Below are 15,335 nucleotides of genomic sequence, written 5' to 3'. Positions count from 1 at the left end.
GTCCGGGTCCCCTCCCCCTGTCAGGACGCCGTCAGCAGGCCCGTCCGGTAGACCGTGCCCGCGCAGGCGTTGCCGACGCCGGTGGAGTAGGTGGCGACGCCGCCCTCCGCCGTGTGGGAGATGACGATGCTGCCGTCGGCCACGCCGTCCTCCCTGCCGAGCTGGGTGGACATCGAGCTGCCGCCGTCGGCTGTCGCCCCCGGGTCCTCCTGCGTGGGCGTCGGGTCCGGGCTCGGATCCGTACCACCGGTGCCGCCGTCGGTCGTGCCGCCGCTGGTGGTGGGACAGGGCTCGGAGGGCACCCAGGCGAACCGCACCTCGTACGCCGCCCCCGGCTCCAGCACCACCTGGGAGAGGAACAGCGACGGGTCGGGCAGCCCGGCGGCCGCGTCACCCGCGACATGGTTCGCCACGGTGATCCTGGCGGCGTCCGCGGCGCCCTGGGGTGCCACGCTCACCCCGCCCCCGCCGGCGACCGTACAGCTGGAGCCGGAGACGTTGGACACCCGGAAGCTGCCGTAGACGGCGCCGCCGGAGTCCGGGGAGCCGACGCCGGCGCTGCCGCTGAGCTGGGCGGCCGTGCACAGGGCCGCGCTCGCGGCGGTGGGCGTCGCCTCGGTGCCGCCGGGTACGCCGGCGGACGATCCCTTGCCCTTGTCGCCCTTGCCCTTGCCGCTGCCCTTGCCGGAGTCCTTGGTGCCGCCGGAGGAAGCGCCCGACGAACCGCTGCCGCCGGTCTGCCCCTTGGACTGGCCCTCGCTCCCACGGGTCGCCGAGCCGTGGCCGACGACCGAGGGGTTGGCGTCGGAGCCGGTGGAGTTCGAGACGTGGACCAGGGCGGGGATCGCCGTGCCGATGAAGAGCGCGGCGGCCGCCATACCGACGACGGCCTGACGCTTGCGGGCGCGCCGGGCCGGAACCGCCCGCCGCAGATGGTCCAGGGTGCCGTCACGGGGTTCGATCTCCGAGACGGCCTGGTGCAGCAGGTTCCGCAGCATCAGCTCGTCGGAGTCGAACCCGCCGGGCCCCTTGGGACCGGCTTCGTCCAGCCCCTTCGCCCCGGACGGCTTCGCCCCGTTCAAGCCGCGCAGACCGTCCAAGCGGTCCAGCCCGGGCAGGCCATGCAGACCGTGCGAGCCGTTCGAGCCGTTCGAGCCACCCTGGCCCTTCGAGCCGGTCGCGGTCGGGGCCGGGTCGTCGAAGCGCTCGTCGCCCGAGGCGGAGGCGGCTGGGCGCTCGCCGCCCGAACCGGCGTCCTTCGCACCGTCGTCCTTCGTACCGTCGTCCCTCGTACCGTCGTCGCCCGAGCCGTCGTCGCCCGAGCCGGTCCCGCCCGGATCCGTGCCGTTGGTGTGTGTCTCCCCCAGGGTCGGGTCGTCCGCGCGCATGTCGTCCGGAGCCGGCTCGTCCGGACCGCGGCCTTCGAGACCCTGACCCTTGACGGGGTCTTGTTCTTCGGGGCCGTGATTCACAGTTCCGTTCCCAGCGTGCGATTGCGTTTCTTCGTGCTCGTCGAGCCCGCGCCCCCCGACGCGCCGGTCCCGCCCTTGCCCTGCGGTGCCTTCAGTGCCGTCGGCGTCCGCGGTGCCCTCCGCGTCCGCGGTTCCCTCGGCGTCCGCGGTGCCCTCGGCGTCCGCGGTGCCCTCGGCACGCTCGTCGTCCCGGCGGCCCCAGGAGGCCCGCCTGCGGGCGCCGAGCTCGTCGTGACCCTCGCGCCTGGTGTGCGTGTCGTGCCGGTCGTCCCTGGCGTCGCCGTTCATGCCGACGCCTCCATGGCGACGCGCAGAGCCGCGATGCCACGGGAGCCGTACGCCTTGACCGAGCCCAGCGATATGCCGAGGGTCTCGGCGACCTGCGCCTCGGTCATGTCGGCGAAGTAGCGCAGCACGAGGACCTCGCGCTGCCGGCGCTGGAGGCCCTTCATCGCCTTGATGAGGGAGTCCCGCTCCAGCTGGTCGTAGGCGCCCTCCTCCGCGCTCGCCATGTCCGGCATCGGCTTCGACAGCAGCTTCAGACCGAGGATGCGGCGGCGCAGGGCGGAACGCGAGAGGTTCACGACCGTCTGGCGCAGATAGGCGAGCGTCTTCTCCGGGTCGCGGACGCGCTTGCGCGCGGAGTGCACGCGGATGAACGCCTCCTGCACGACGTCCTCGCAGGAGGCGGTGTCGTCGAGGAGGAGGGCCGCGAGGCCCAGCAGCGAGCGGTAGTGGGCGCGGTAGGTCTCGGTGAGATGGTCGACGGTCGTGCCGGAGGCCGGCAGCGTGGCCGTGTCCTCGGCGCCGTCGCGCTGGCTGGGAATGCGGGTGGGCCGCGCCGCGGGCATGGGCGCGATCACCGGCATGCCGCCGGGCGGACCGGGCAAGCGGGGACGGCGGGGTGGACGGAGGGCGGTGCCCCTCGTCTGTACCGCGGTGAAATCGAGTACCTCTGCCACGCCTGTTGGACCCGTATCCCCCCGTCGGGGTTGTACGCGACAGGCATCACTTTTGCGTCAGACCGCGCGCCTGTTCGTACGGCACCCCTGCCCGGCCCCCGCCCCGCGCCTCGCGTCTCGCCTTGCACGGCCGACCGAACAGCGGACAGCGCGTCGAACGCCCTCATGCGTACCAGCTCTTCCCCTATGCCCCGACTCCGTGCGCGCCCAGCCCCGCCGAAGGGCGCTCGTTAAAGACGCTCCCCGTCCGCCGCGCGGTTGCGGCGGACGGGGAGCAAAATCCTCGATCGCCGGGAGGCCTGAATCAACCCGGAAATCACACGGCTGTCCGGCCGAAAATCCTTCGACCGCCGAACCGCCGACTCGAAGAACTTACACGCCACCACCGACAACGCCCACGGCAGCCGACGGCGCCCCACGCGCCGCGACAGCCGGTCTATCCCAACGCCGGGCGCAACGCGAGGAATTCGGAGAACGGTGCACCCAGGGCCAACGAGCAGTGCACCCCGGGACAACGACTGATGGACGCCAGGACCACCGGAACAGGGACGGGGAGGGGGAGGGAATCCGCGCCCCCCCCACGACGGCCCACCCGCAGCCGCCCACCGGCCCGAACCCGGAACCTACTGCCCGAACCCGGGACCCACTGCCCGAACCCGGGACCACTGCCCGAACCCGGGACCCACGAACCCCCGGCCGACCAGCCGCCCCGGCTCCACCGGACGCCCGTCCTACCGCCCGCCCCTCACACCCGCCCCGGCCACCAGTTCCGCGATCTGCACGGTGTTCAGGGCGGAGCCCTTGCGGAGGTTGTCGCCGCAGGCGAAGAAGTCGAGGGCGGTGGGGTCGTCGAGGGCCCGGCGGACCCGGCCCACCCAGGTCGGATCCGTGCCCACGACGTCCGCCGGGGTCGGGAACTCCCCCGCCCCGGGGTCGTCGAAGAGGACCACACCGGGCGCGGTCGCGAGGATCTCCCGCGCCTTGGCGACGGTGACCTCGCTCTCGAAGCGGGCGTGCAGCGTCAGGGAGTGCGCGGTGACGACGGGGACCCGTACACAGGTCACGGCGACCGGCAGCGCCGGCAGCCCGAGGACCTTGCGGGTCTCGTCCCGCACCTTCATCTCCTCCGAGGACCAGCCGTCCGCGCGCGGCTCCCCGGCCCACGGCACCACGTTCAGCGCCACCGGCTCCGGGAACGGCCCGGTGTCGTCGCCCACGGCCCGCCGTACGTCACCGGGGCTGGTCCCCAGTTCCGTACCGGCGACGAGGGAGATCTGCCGGCGCAGGGTGTCGACGCCGGCCCGGCCGGCGCCGCTGACCGCCTGGTACGAGGAGGCGACCAGTTCGCGCAGCCCGTACTCGGCGTGCAGCGCGCCCACGGCCACGATCATGGAGAGGGTGGTGCAGCTGGGGTTGGCGACGATGCCCCGCGGCCGGACGCGCAGGGCGTGCGGGTTGACCTCGGGGACGACGAGGGGCACCTCCGGGTCCATCCGGAAGGCGCCCGAGTTGTCCACCACCACCGCGCCCTTGGCCGCCGCGATCGGCGCCCACTGCTCCGCGATCTCGTCGGGTACGTCGAAGAGGGCGACGTCGACCCCGTCGAAGACCTCTTCGGCGAGGGCGAGGACCTCGACCTCCTCCCCGCGCACGGCCAGCTTGCGGCCGGCCGAGCGGGGGGAGGCGATCAGACGGATGTCGCCCCAGATGTCCGCGCGGTGGGACAGGATCTGGAGCATGACGGTGCCGACGGCCCCGGTCGCCCCCACGACCGCGAGCGTCGGCCTGCCGGTCCGCCCGGCGGCGACGGCCATCAACGGCCGGTGCCGCCGCCGTGCGGACCGTACGAGCGGACCGTCATCGACCGGTGCCTCCGTAGACGACGGCCTCGTCGCTGTCGGAGTCGAGTCCGAAGGCGGTGTGCACGGCGCGCACGGCCTCCGGGACGTCGTCGGCGCGGGTGACGACGGAGATGCGGATCTCGGAGGTGGAGATCAGCTCGATGTTCACGCCCGCGTCGGACAGCGCCTCGAAGAAGGAGGCGGTGACGCCCGGGTTGGTCTTCATACCCGCCCCGACCAGGGAGATCTTGCCGATCTGGTCGTCGTAGCGCAGGGAGTCGAAGCCGATGCCGGCCTTGTTCTTCTCCAGCGCGTCGATCGCCTTGCGGCCCTCGGTCTTGGGGAGGGTGAAGGAGATGTCCGTGAGGCCGGTGGTCACGGCGGAGACGTTCTGCACCACCATGTCGATGTTGATCTCGGCGTCGGCGATGGCGCGGAAGATCGCGGCGGCCTCGCCCGGCTTGTCCGGGACGCCGACGACCGTGACCTTGGCCTCGGAGGTGTCGTGCGCGACACCGGAGATGATGGCCTGCTCCACCTTCTGTTCCCCTTGCTGCTGCGTCTTTCCGACGACTGGCTCACTGCTGACCCACGTGCCCTGGAGTCCGCTGAAGGACGAGCGGACGTGGATCGGGATGTTGTAGCGGCGGGCGTACTCCACACAGCGGTGGAGCAGCACCTTGGAGCCGGACGAGGCCAGCTCCAGCATGTCCTCGAAGGAGATCCAGTCGATCTTCCGGGCCTTCTTCACGACCCGCGGGTCGGCGGTGAAGACACCGTCGACGTCGGTGTAGATCTCGCAGACCTCGGCGTCGAGCGCGGCGGCCAGCGCGACGGCGGTGGTGTCCGACCCGCCGCGGCCCAGCGTGGTGATGTCCTTCTTGTCCTGGCTGACACCCTGGAAGCCGGCGACGATGGCGATGTTGCCCTGGTCGATGGACTCCCGGATACGGCCGGGCGTGACGTCGATGATCCGGGCTTTGTTGTGGACCGAGTCGGTGATGACGCCTGCCTGGCTACCGGTGAACGACTGGGCCTCGTGACCCAGGTTTTTGATCGCCATGGCCAGCAGGGCCATGGAGATACGCTCTCCGGCGGTCAGCAGCATGTCGAACTCACGTCCGGCAGGCATCGGAGACACCTGCTCGGCGAGATCGATCAGCTCGTCCGTCGTGTCGCCCATCGCGGAGACCACGACAACCACCTGGTTGCCGTTCTTCTTGGCTTCCACGATCCGCTTGGCGACGCGCTTGATGCCCTCGGCATCGGCTACGGAGGAGCCTCCGTACTTCTGCACGACAAGGCCCACGTGCGCTCCTCGCTCGGTTTCGTCCCTTATCCGCACATACCCACGTACTGCGGTCGGCTCAGTCTATCGAGCGGCCGAATTCCGCCTCCGGGCTCCCGCATGGTGAGATGTCCCGCTCACCCTTCGATCACCTCGGATTCCTGCGGGCCGCCGCCGGAATTCACCCCGGCTTCTTCGCCGGGAGACCGCCGGTGGCCAGGCCGCTCCGGGGTGGTCCCTGCCCGCCCCGGGCACACCGCAGTCCTAAAGTGGGCGAGGTCACTCGACCGCACTCCCCCCGGGTACGGCAACCGCCTTAAAGTTCAACGATTATGGTTCGGCTGTGCGCGTACTTCTGGTGGAAGACGACGAGCCGGTGGCCGAGTCGCTCCGGCGTGGCTTGCAGCGATACGGCTTCGAAGTGGAGTGGGTGTCGACGGGCGGGGCGGCGCTGTCGTACGACGGCCCGTACGACGTGGTGCTCCTCGACCTGGGGCTGCCCGACACGGACGGTCTCGACGTCTGCAAGGTGCTGCGGGACCGCAGTGCCGTACCGATCATCGTGATCAGCGCCCGCAGCGACGAGACGGACCGGGTGGTCGGGCTCGAGCTCGGCGCCGACGACTACGTCTCCAAGCCGTTCGGGGTGCGCGAGGTCATCGCCCGGATAAGGGCCGTGATGCGCCGGGTGCAGCCGCGCCCCGCCGACGCGCCCGCGGCCGGCCCCGACCGGTACGGCTCCCGGCTCACCATCGACCGCAAGGCCGCGCGGGTGCACCTGGACGGCGCGGAGGTGGGGCTGGCCCCCAAGGAGTACGACCTGCTGGCGTTCCTCACCGAGGAGCCGGGCGCGCTGATGTCGCGCGAGCAGATCATGGAGGCGGTCTGGGACGCGAACTGGTTCGGCCCGACGAAGACGCTCGACGTCCATGTGGCGGCGCTGCGGCGCAAGCTCGCCGGGGCGATCACCATCGAGGCGGTACGCGGGGTGGGCTTCCGGCTGATCGTGAACGGCGGGGACGAGAACGGCGGCGCCACGAGCGGGGCCAGCCAGGCAAGCGGGGCCAGCCAGGCAAGCGGGGCCAGCCGGGCGAGCGGGCCAAGTGGGGCAAGCGTGAACCGTGACAACGGGGCTCCCAGCGGCGCGAGCGGGAACAGCGGCGCGTCATGATCCGGCAGCTCATCCGCAGCTACGTGCTCCTCGTGGCTGTGGCGATCGCCCTGTTCACGGTGCCGGTGGCGTTCACGCTCACCAAGCAGCTGCGGGACGACACCAAGGAGTCCATCACCCGCGAGGCCAGGACGATGGCCCGGCTGCTCGGCGCGGGTGACGTCGCCTCCTGCGAGGCGCTGGCGAAGATGGCCGGGGCGTACCCGAAGGACCAGGAGAAGGTCGAGGTCTCCGCCACCGACCGCTGCGCGGGGGAGGTGCTGCGCCGGCCGACCCGGGACGCGGCGCTGACCAGGGCCCTGGACCGGGGCGAGGAGACCGTCGACTGGGGTTCCGACTTCATCTGGGGCAAGAACCTGGTGGTCACCGTCCCCTCCTTCGAACACTCCTCGAACAGCGACACGGCGGACGGTGACGCGGCGAACGGAACAGGCGCGGACCGGGACGGGAAGCGAGCCGACGAGAAGAAGCGGGCGGACGTCGTCGTCGGTGCCGTCCGGATCCAGTTCTCCACCGACCACCTCACCGCCCGGCTCTGGCAGATCTGGGGCTTCCGGGCGGGCCTGGCCGTACTCGTCCTGCTGGCCGCCGCCGGCATCGGCGTGTTCGCCGCGCGGCGCCTGACCGCCCCGCTGCGCCAGCTGAACGAGATGGCGAGCAAGATGAGCGACGGCGACCTCAAGGCACGTTCCGCGATCACGGGCCCGCAGGAGACACAGACCCTGGCGCGCACGCTCAACCAGGCGAGCGAGCGCCTCGACACGCTCATCGCCTCGCAGCGCATCTTCGTGGCAGACGCCTCCCATCAGCTCCGCACCCCGCTGACGGCCCTGCGCCTGTCGCTGGACAACATCGCGGACGGCGTGGACGACGAATTCGTACGGGAGGACGTGGAGCAGGCGACCGCCGAGGTGGTCCGGATGAGCCGGCTGGTCAACGGGCTGCTGGTGCTGGCCCGGGCCGAGGCGAAGGTGACGGCGGCGGAACCGCTGTCCCTGCGGGACGTCGTCCGGGAGCGCCTGGGCGTGTGGAGACCGGCCGCCGACGAGCGCGGAGTCACCATCACGCTCGGGGGGAGTGCCGACGGCCGGCCGCTTGTGCTGGCCAGTCCCGGTCATCTGGACCAGGTCCTGGACAACGTGCTGTCGAACGCCCTGGAGGTCTCACCGGACGGTGCGACCATCACCGTGCGGGTGGAGCCCCGGGGCGACGAGGTGGTGCTGTCGGTGCTGGACGAGGGGCCCGGTATGTCGGACGCCGAGAAGTCCCGTGCCTTCGACCGCTTCTGGCGCGGTCAGGGCCTCACCGGGAAGTCCGGTTCGGGCCTCGGTCTCGCCGTCGTCAAGCAACTCGTCACCGACGACGGCGGAACCGTGATCCTCAAGGACGCGCCCGGCGGCGGCCTGTGCGTCGCGCTCACCCTGAGGGCGGCGCGGCACGGGGGTGGCTGAGCGGGAGGCCGCCGAGCGGAGTGCCCCGCCGAGCAAGAGGTGGCTGAGCTGGGGGGTGTCGCTCAGCCACCGGTACGGGCACCGGTGATCAGCCCTCGGGCATCGCCGACGAGTGGTGGTTCACGATCTTCCAGACGCCGTTGCGCTTCTCGTACTCGTACGTGTAGCGGGCCTTGACCACGCGCTGGTCGCCGGTCTTCGGGTCGGTGAGCGTGAACGCGTAGACACCGGCGTCGATCGCGGAGTTGCCGTCCAGGACGTTGATGATCGTCTGGATCTTCCTGCCCTTGGGCTTGTTCTCCAGGAAGTGGTGGAAGTAGTCGACGATTCCGGCGCGGTCCGCGCGGACCTTGTTGGAGACGGTCGGCAGCAGAACCGCGTCCTTCGCGTAGCGGTCGGCCACCTTCTTCGGGTCGCCGGTCTGCAGCGACTTGTTCCAGCCGTCGAAGAGCGCCGCGATCTCCTTCTTGGAGGGCTTCTGCGGAGCGGCCTCGGCCCCGGCGATGCTGACGCCGGCGGTCACCGTACCGGCGGTGACGAGGGCGGTGGCGGCGACGATGGCGGCGCGTATGCGGTTCTTGCGGGTCATCGTTAACTCCTGTGCGAATGGGGGGTTTCACTGCCTCCGCGTCGTGTGCGGTGGAAGTGACTCCAGATTCGCGTGGAGCCGGTTAGGGGCCGTGCAGCGGACGTACAGGGCCGGTGCAAGAGGCGGACAACTTTCGTCGGGTCGCCGGGAAAGCGCGATCAGTCGTCGCTGAACTGCCGCAACACGAAGTCAAGCGGATGTCCCTGGTGGGGCTCGCCGTTCTCGCTGCGTTCGCATTCCTCCAGAAGGGCGTGAAGGAGTTCCGCCGCCCGCTCTTCCTCACCGGTGGTGGCCAGGAGCTTGATCTGTGCCACACGGAGTTCCACGGTCAGGAAGTCCAGGCTTCCGAGCATGTTCTGATGCAACACGATCAGCCTCTGCACCAGTTCACGAGCAGCCGTTGTCTCTCCGGCGCTGATCAGCGCATTGAGATGCAGCCTTTCGAGCGCCGCGAACTCCGGATCGTCCTCGGGCAGTACACCGCGCACTTCCGCGACGCGTGCCTCGATCTCCGGAAGGTCAGGGTCCGTCCAGGTGAGCATGCTGAGCACCAGACGGAAACCGATCAGCATCGGGTCGTCCGGCGCCAGAACCGATGCGGCGCGCTCGACGTTCTCGCGCGCCAGCGCCTCCGCCCTGACGGGGTCCGTGCGCGTCAGAACGGCGACGAGTGCGTCACGGTCCCTCAGGGTTCTTCGGTCGTCCTCTCCGAACCGGTCGGCGGTTTCCTCCACGTTCCGCTCCAGAAGGGACACCGCCTGGGCGTACTCACCGTTCATGATGTGGAAGAGGGGCAACTGCATGCGGCCCAGATAGGCCGCGTCCGGGACCTCGTCGCCCATGAACCGTTCCACGGCGGCCACGCCCCGCCCGTACAGCGCCATGCCACGCGCCGGATCGACCTTCGCCAGGTTCGTACCGGCACGGACGAGGAGCATGGCCATGGCCTCGGTGTCGGACTCCGGTGGCGCGCAGCCCGCCATCGCTTCCACATGCGTTGCCCACACCTGTCCCGCCTCGCCCCACAGGCTCCCCTCAGGACGCACGTCCTGGAGCGTCTTGGCGGCGTAGTTGCGCAGTCCGAGCGCCAGTTCCGGCTCGGCCGCGCGCGTCACCGCCTGTACCAGGCGGTGGACGGAGAGGGTCTCGTCCCGGAGTCTGATCATGCTGTAGGCGGCCAGGCGGCGCAGGCCCTCGTTCAGTTCGACGGGATCCGCGAGTCCGTCGAGATAGCTGCGGGGAATGCCGTCCGGCGCCCACCAGGCGACGGTCCGCAGGATGCCCTTGGCGGCAGGCGTGTCGTCCAGCCGGTCCAGAGTCACCTGCCACACCCGTGCGACCGTGCGCTGTGCGTCGGCGCCCTCCGCTGTGGCGGCGTACATGTCGGCGGGGCGGCGGGCGAGCAGACCGAGGTAGGCGCGCGGGGTGACCTGCGCCTCCCGGCAGTACGCGGCGGCCTGGTCCACCGCCAGGGGAAGGAGGCCCAGCTCACCGCAGAGCTCCTCGACGCCTTCCGCGGGCCCGTCGTACAGCCCCGTGAACAGTTCCACCGCTTCGGCCGGCGCGAGCACGTCCAGCTCCAGCGTCCGGGCGACACCCCGCCAACTCGTCGGCCCGCGCCTCGTGGTGACCAGGAAACGCCCACGCGTCGCCCGCGCCAGCAGCGGCTCGATGACCTTCGGGTCCGAGACGTTGTCCAGCACGACGAGCCAGTCCTCGTGGGACGCGAGCCACTGGACCGTGCGTTCCCTCAGGGCCTCCTCGGTCAGCACGCCGACCGGGTCGAGTCGCAGGGCGCGGCCCAACGCGGCCAGCCCGGTGTTCAGTTCGGCCGTGGACTCGGCGGTGATCCACCACACGGGGTCGAAGTCCGCGGAACGGGTGGCGGCCCAGTGTGCGGCGAGTGTCGACTTCCCGATGCCGCCCAGACCGTGAACGGCGTGCACCACGACACCTCCGGCCTCGTCGAACGCCTCGTCCAGCAGCCGCATCTCGCGCTCGCGCCCCACGAAGGGGCCCGCTCGGAAGGGCAGATGATGCACCCGGGCCCCACCCGCGGCCGGCGCGGGTCCGGGTGCCGGTGCGGATGCCGCCGTGAACGCCTCCGGCGGGAGCACGACCGCCCGTTCGATGTGGGTGGCGAAGTCACCGGTCGACACACTGCCGATGTCCCGCCCGGCGGCGACCGCCCGCTCCCCCGAAGCCTCCGCCGACGGCGACTCCTCGCCCATGAGCCCGCCCCCTCTCCTCCAGGAGACGGTAGCGCGCACGGGCCCGGATCCGACCGCTGTCCGGGACGCCGCCGCGACGGGAGCCCGCCCTGCCGACACCCGGGGCGCCCGGGCCCCCGTACGTGTCCGGCGTCGCCGTGAGGGCTACAGCGTGCCAAGCGCCGGGGCGAAGGCGATGAGGAGGGGCAGGAGGGCCAGGAGCGCCGCGGCCGCGGTGGTTCCGGCGCGGCGGAGGCGGTCGAGGCGGGGCGGCGGCGACAGGAGCCGCTCCACCCGGTCGCCGAGCAGCCGGCGGGTGCTGGCGCAGCTCAACACGCCCCGGTGCTGGTTCAGTTCGATGAGTGCGAGCGCGGTGGTGAGGTGGCCGCAGCGGCGCGACGCCGTGTCGTCGGCGGCGAGTTCGACGAGGCGGTGGGTCTGGTCGGCGAAGTGCGCGAAGAGCGGGACGCGGGGGAAACCGGTCGCGAGGGCGGTGGAGAGGTGGAGCAGCCAGTCGTGACGGGCACGGGCGTGGCCCAGCTCGTGCGCGAGCACCGCGTCCAGTTGACGGTCGGTCAGCTTGCCCAACGCGCCGGTGGTGACGACCAGTTGAGGCGGGGTACCGGGCATCAGCCAGGCGTCCGGGTACTCGTCCTCCAGCACCAGCAGCGGCCCCTGCGCGTCCGGCAGACCGGCCGGCAGATCGGGGGCGCGCTCCCGCAGATGGGCGCGGCGGAGGTGGCGGCGGCGCCGGGCCTCGACGACCTCCCGGGCGAGCATGGCCCCGCTCCACGCGGCCCCGCAGGCCAGCAGCAGGGTGAGTACGGCCGTCCAGGGCGGCGCGGCCGTGAGGTCGTACGCGGCGGTCACGGCCGGCGGCGCGGGCGCGAAGGCATGCGTCCGGACCGTCTCGAACACGGCCGCCGCGCCCAGCACCAGCGCCGCGAGGCAGCTGAGCAGCGCGGCCGCGACGAGACACTGCCACGCCCACAGCGCGACCACCGGTTCCCGCTCCGGCCACCCGGCCCGGAGCAGCGCACGGGGGCCCAGCACGGCGGCGGCCAGAGCCACGGCGAGGAGAAGGAGCAGGAGGACGGTCACGTCGGTGGTCCGCTTCCTTGTCGGGGGGAGGCACGCAGTACGTACGACGGTGCATACGCTACCGCCGGTACCGGCCCCCATCAGGCGGTCGCGCACGCCACATCCGCGTCCGTCCGGCGGGTTGTGACCCCTTGATGACCGGCCCGCCGCCCCGGAAGCCGAGCCACGCTGCCGGCCGGCCCGGGCTCGTGCGACGCGGCCGCCGCAGGTCAGGTCCCCGCGGACGCCGCCGCCGGTCAGTTTCCTGTGGCCGCCGCCGGTCAGTTTCCTGTGGACGCCGCCGGTCAGTTTCCTGTGGACGCCGTTCCGATGTCGCCGCCCGCGGCGATGGATCCGGCCCCGGACGCGGTCACCCCGCCCGCCGGCGGGGCCGACGCGGGTGAGGGGGAAGGCGGCGGGGACGCGGGCGCCGGAAGGGGCGCACCCCCGGTGGAGGCCACCGATGTTGCCGCCGGCGGCGATCGCACCGGCGGCGGACGCGGTGACCTGCGGAGGTCCCGCGGGCGCGGTGGGTGGCGCCGGCGGTGCGGAGGAACCGCCGAACTGGGCGACGACGGCGAGCACGAGGCCGATGAGGCCCACCGATCCCCCGGCCACACTGGCGATCTGGTCCGCCGTCCCCAGGTCGACGAAGGCGAGGCCGACCAGTGTCGCGACGCCCGCCCCGCAGATGCCGATCCCCGCCCATGCCCATGGCTTGAGTGTCATGGGGGCATCATGCCCAGCCCCGATGCCATCGTCTGCTCGCCCGCCTGCCCGTCTGCCCGTCTGCCCGCCCGCCTGCCCGTCTGCCCGTCTGCTCGCCCGTCTGCCCGCGGAGTCCGCCGGGCTCAGCGCTCCGGGGGTGCGTCGGGGGCTTCCGGGAGGTCCGGCCCGGCACCGGGGTCGGGGAAGCCGAAGCCGGCCCAGTCCTCGGAGGCGGTGTGCAGGGCCTCGAAGACGTTCAGCAGGAGGCCCGTGATCGGATGGTCCTCGCCGAGGGTGGTCAGCGCGTCCACCATGAGGCGCACCCCCTTCTCGGCGTACCGCTCGTCCCGGGTGGCCGCGTAGACGCCCAGCAGGGTCATCCTCGCGCTGAACGTCTCGACGTGGTCCTCACCGAGCACCCGCAGACAGGTCTCCAGGTTCCGTTCCGCGGCAGCCACGTCCTCCTCCGTCGGGCGGACGAGCGTCACCGGACCGTGGACGACGAGCTCTTCGACCACGTCGCGTGCCGCGGTGAGGACGTCCTCACCGACCACGGCCGCGTTGAAGAACTTGAACATCGCGGCCATGGGGACCACGGGAAGGGATGCCTGCTGCGTCAGCATCGTGACGGTGCTCTTGGTGGCGAGGGTCTGCGGGTGCTCCTCGCCCAGGACGCGCACGCAGTCGTCGAGCAGTTCCGCGGCGAGGTCCCGGGCGCCCGCCGGGTCGCCGGTCTCGGCCAGGGCCAGGGCCACGGAGCCCCGGGCGGCGAACGTCCGGTGGTCGTCCTCGCCGAACATCCGGACCCGGCCCGCGAGCGCGTCCCGGGCCAGCGCGAGCGCCCGCTGGGTGTCGCCCGCGAGGGAGGCCAGCTTGTAGCCACTGAGCTGCGCCGAGAACGTCAACGCGTGCTCGGTGCCCAGCACCCGCACACAATCGGCCAAGGTCTGTTCGGCGTTGTGGGCGGCCTGTTCGATGTCGAGCGACAACCGCTGCGCGGAGACGAGCTGGACCCGCGCGTCCAGGGACTCCACGGAGTCGGGCCCGTGCAGGCGTACGCAGCCCGCCTCCGCGCGCTGGAGCAGCGCGCGTGCGCGCGGTACGAACCCCACCGAGGCGCCGAGCATGTAGTCACCGGCCCGCGTGAGCAGCCGCAGCATCGCCGCCGAGTCCTCCTGCTCGCGCGTGTGCCGGGCGAGTTCCTCGACATGGGGCAGCAGCGTCCGCATGAGGGGCCAGGTGGAGGGGTCGTCGACGTCGTCGGGCACCGCCCGCCCCAGCGCTTCGGTCGCCGCCGTGCACGCGTCCGCGACCGCCGTGGGACTCCGGTGCCGGTCGGCGGTGTCCCTGGTGCGGGAGACCGCCTGCACCAGGCGGTGCACGGACACCGTGTCACCGTCGTCGGAGAGCGTGACCATGCTGTGGGCCGCGAGGCGGCCCAGGGCGCCGCGGACGGCCGGGCGGGAGCCGAGGCCGCCGAGCAGGGTGCGCGGGATGCCGTCGGGGGCGTACCAGGCGAGCGTCAGCAGAATGCGGGCGGTCAGCGGATCGTCGGCGAGGCGGTCCAGGGTGACGTGCCAGACGCGGGCCACGGTGCGTTCGTGGTCCCTGTTCTCGTCCCTGGCCGCGTACATCTCGGCGGGCAGGTCGGCGAGATCCTCCAGGTACTCGCGGGCGGAGCAGCCGCTCTGCTCGCAGTACGCCGCCACCTGCGCGATCGCGAGCGGCAGGTGGCCCAGTTCCGCGCAGAGTTCGGCGGCGTCGGGGTCCTCACGGTGGCGCAGCGCGAAGAGTTCCACCGCGTCGGGGCCGGGCAACACGTCCAGGGGCACCGGTTCCGCGACGCCCCGCCAGCCCGTCGACTGCCGGCTCGTGATCAGGAAGCGGCCCGAAGGCGCCCTGGAGAGAAGGGGGGTGACGTCCTCGGGGTTGGAGACGTCGTCCAGGACGAGCAGCCAGCCGGAGTGGGCGGCGAGCCATCTCAACGCCCACTCCGCCAGCTGCTGTTGGGGCAGGAGGGCGAACAGGGACGGCTGGAGGGCGATCGCGAGGTCGGCGAGACCCGTGTCGATCGCGGAGGGGCTGTCCGCCCTGATCCACCAGGCCGGCGCGACACCGTGCCGTTCGCTGTGGCGGGCCGCCCAACGCGCGGCGAGCGTGGACTTGCCGATGCCGCCGAGTCCGTGCAGGACGTGGGCGAGCGCCTGACCGGGGACGGCCGAGGCGTCGTCCAGGGCGGTGAGTTCGTCGTCCCGGCCCACGAACATCGTCGCGCGGGAGCGGAGGTTGTTCAGGCCCGGCGGGCAGTCGACCGACTCCGCGTGCGGGCACGCCACCGGGGACATCAGGTGAGCGGTACCGATGTTGAGGCCGACGGCGCCGGGTCCGGTGAACGCCTGGCCGACATTGCCCGCGGCGGCGACGGAAGCCATACCGGAGGCGTCCACGGCGGCGGGGCGACGGTCGTGCGAGGCGCTCATACGTCCCATGATGACCGCCGGTGGCGCGGTTCGTCATACGTACGGCGCGAGTCGGACGCTCTCACGCGCCGCGCTCCCGCCGT

General features: G+C 72.1%; 10 protein-coding genes. 2 read left to right on the top strand and 8 right to left on the bottom strand.

Going from position 1 to position 15,335, the window contains the following annotated elements:
• Window positions 1-20: 20 nt before the first annotated feature.
• The 4 genes from ACZ4Z2_RS19620 to ACZ4Z2_RS19605 all read right to left on the bottom strand — a co-directional run bounded on the left by ACZ4Z2_RS19620 (window position 21) and on the right by ACZ4Z2_RS19605 (window position 5,584).
• Complete coding sequence (locus ACZ4Z2_RS19620) at window positions 21-1,760, bottom strand: hypothetical protein (RefSeq protein ID WP_468077637.1); 1,740 nt, start codon at window positions 1,758-1,760, stop codon at window positions 21-23.
• Window positions 1,757-2,434 carry a SigE family RNA polymerase sigma factor gene (locus ACZ4Z2_RS19615; protein ID WP_468077635.1) on the bottom strand — a complete coding sequence of 226 codons (678 nt, stop codon included), beginning with the start codon at window positions 2,432-2,434 and terminating at the stop codon, window positions 1,757-1,759. Before ACZ4Z2_RS19615 ends, ACZ4Z2_RS19620 begins: the two co-directional genes overlap by 4 nt.
• A gap of 731 nt (window positions 2,435-3,165) precedes the next feature.
• Entirely contained in the window at window positions 3,166-4,248 is a 1,083-nt protein-coding gene (locus ACZ4Z2_RS19610; RefSeq protein ID WP_468077633.1) for an aspartate-semialdehyde dehydrogenase, read from the bottom strand.
• 43 nt (window positions 4,249-4,291) lie between these two features.
• Window positions 4,292-5,584, bottom strand: a complete 1,293-nt coding sequence (locus ACZ4Z2_RS19605; RefSeq protein WP_468077632.1) for an aspartate kinase — start codon at window positions 5,582-5,584, stop codon at window positions 4,292-4,294.
• Window positions 5,585-5,906: 322 nt separating this feature from the next.
• Between ACZ4Z2_RS19605 and ACZ4Z2_RS19600 the strand changes: the two genes are divergently transcribed.
• Entirely contained in the window at window positions 5,907-6,734 is an 828-nt protein-coding gene (locus ACZ4Z2_RS19600) for a response regulator transcription factor (RefSeq protein WP_468077630.1), read from the top strand.
• Window positions 6,731-8,185: a HAMP domain-containing sensor histidine kinase gene (locus ACZ4Z2_RS19595; protein ID WP_468077628.1), complete on the top strand. Its 1,455-nt coding sequence runs from the start codon at window positions 6,731-6,733 to the stop codon at window positions 8,183-8,185. Before ACZ4Z2_RS19600 ends, ACZ4Z2_RS19595 begins: the two co-directional genes overlap by 4 nt.
• A gap of 88 nt (window positions 8,186-8,273) precedes the next feature.
• Here the strand turns inward: ACZ4Z2_RS19595 and ACZ4Z2_RS19590 are convergent, their stop codons facing one another.
• The 4 genes from ACZ4Z2_RS19590 to ACZ4Z2_RS19575 all read right to left on the bottom strand — a co-directional run bounded on the left by ACZ4Z2_RS19590 (window position 8,274) and on the right by ACZ4Z2_RS19575 (window position 15,252).
• The gene (locus tag ACZ4Z2_RS19590; protein WP_468077626.1) at window positions 8,274-8,774 is read right to left on the bottom strand and encodes an SgcJ/EcaC family oxidoreductase; all 501 of its coding nucleotides are present in this window, start codon (window positions 8,772-8,774) and stop codon (window positions 8,274-8,276) included.
• Window positions 8,775-8,932: 158 nt separating this feature from the next.
• Window positions 8,933-11,005: an NB-ARC domain-containing protein gene (locus ACZ4Z2_RS19585; protein WP_468077624.1), complete on the bottom strand. Its 2,073-nt coding sequence runs from the start codon at window positions 11,003-11,005 to the stop codon at window positions 8,933-8,935.
• A gap of 144 nt (window positions 11,006-11,149) precedes the next feature.
• On the bottom strand, window positions 11,150-12,085 hold the full coding sequence (locus ACZ4Z2_RS19580; RefSeq protein WP_468077795.1) for a M56 family metallopeptidase: 936 nt from the start codon (window positions 12,083-12,085) through the stop codon (window positions 11,150-11,152).
• Window positions 12,086-12,915: 830 nt separating this feature from the next.
• Window positions 12,916-15,252, bottom strand: a complete 2,337-nt coding sequence (locus tag ACZ4Z2_RS19575) for a tetratricopeptide repeat protein (protein WP_468077622.1) — start codon at window positions 15,250-15,252, stop codon at window positions 12,916-12,918.
• Window positions 15,253-15,335 lie beyond the last annotated feature (83 nt).

It is taken from the genome of Streptomyces sp. NPDC030183, from assembly GCF_055573455.1.
The sequence above is the reverse complement of the archived record's forward strand: the minus strand, read 5'-3'. Positions and strand labels throughout refer to the sequence as shown.

Bases quoted from the DNA above. Each gene is read 5' to 3' on its own strand.
- ACZ4Z2_RS19620 (WP_468077637.1), bottom strand. From the start codon at position 1,760: ATGAACGGCGACGCCAGGGACGACCGGCACGACACGCACACCAGGCGC.
- ACZ4Z2_RS19610 (WP_468077633.1), bottom strand. From the start codon at position 4,248: ATGGCCGTCGCCGCCGGGCGGACCGGCAGGCCGACGCTCGCGGTCGTG.
- ACZ4Z2_RS19595 (WP_468077628.1), top strand. From the start codon at position 6,731: ATGATCCGGCAGCTCATCCGCAGCTACGTGCTCCTCGTGGCTGTGGCG.
- ACZ4Z2_RS19590 (WP_468077626.1), bottom strand. From the start codon at position 8,774: ATGACCCGCAAGAACCGCATACGCGCCGCCATCGTCGCCGCCACCGCC.
- ACZ4Z2_RS19585 (WP_468077624.1), bottom strand. From the start codon at position 11,005: ATGGGCGAGGAGTCGCCGTCGGCGGAGGCTTCGGGGGAGCGGGCGGTC.
- ACZ4Z2_RS19575 (WP_468077622.1), bottom strand. From the start codon at position 15,252: ATGAGCGCCTCGCACGACCGTCGCCCCGCCGCCGTGGACGCCTCCGGT.